Origin of the sequence: Streptomyces milbemycinicus, assembly GCF_002154605.1 — a bacterium.
Classification (GTDB): Bacteria; Actinomycetota; Actinomycetes; order Streptomycetales; family Streptomycetaceae; genus Streptomyces; species Streptomyces milbemycinicus.
Genome location: NZ_MUNE01001145.1, coordinates 1 through 576, shown reverse-complemented (window position 1 = coordinate 576; position 576 = coordinate 1). Strand labels below are relative to the sequence as shown.

Here is a 576-nt window from a genome sequence, read left to right as displayed (position 1 = left end):
CGCTCGCGTCGGCGCTCGCGTGAGTCGTCGTCCCGTCCTCGGCGTCCCGCCAGACGAAGCCGTGGAACGGGGCCACGGTCAGCGCGGTGTCCGCCCCGCCGTCCAGCACCGCCTCGGCCACGCCGTCCACATCCTCACGGACGATGAACGGGCTGGTGCACTGCACCAGCAGCACGACCTCGGCGCTGATCCCGTGCGCCGCCTCGTAGGTGTCGAGCGCGTGCAGCACGGCGGCCTCGCTGGTCGCGGTGTCGCCCGCGATGGCGGTCGGCCGCTGGACGACCTCCGCGCCCGCACCGCGCGCCACGGCGGCGATGCCCGCGTCGTCGGTGGAGACGACCACATCCGTCACCAGGCGGCTGGCCAGGCACTCCCGTACGGCACGTGCGACGAGCGGCACGCCCCCCACGGCGGCGAGGTTCTTGGCGGGCACGCCCTTCGAACCGCCACGGGCGGGGATCACGGCGACGACACGCCGGTCGGAGGGGGACATGGCGGCTCCTTCAGTGCCTTCGGCGCCTTCTGCGCCTTGCGTTGTTGCGCCTTCGGGCTTCTCGCGAGCGCTCACAGCAACCA

1 pseudogene is annotated in these 576 nt (G+C 73.6%); it reads right to left on the bottom strand.

Annotated features, from left to right (window positions below):
* Nucleotides 1-493 (bottom strand): annotated as a pseudogene (locus CCN51_RS58935) (acylneuraminate cytidylyltransferase family protein); the annotation flags it as partial.
* Nucleotides 494-576 lie beyond the last annotated feature (83 nt).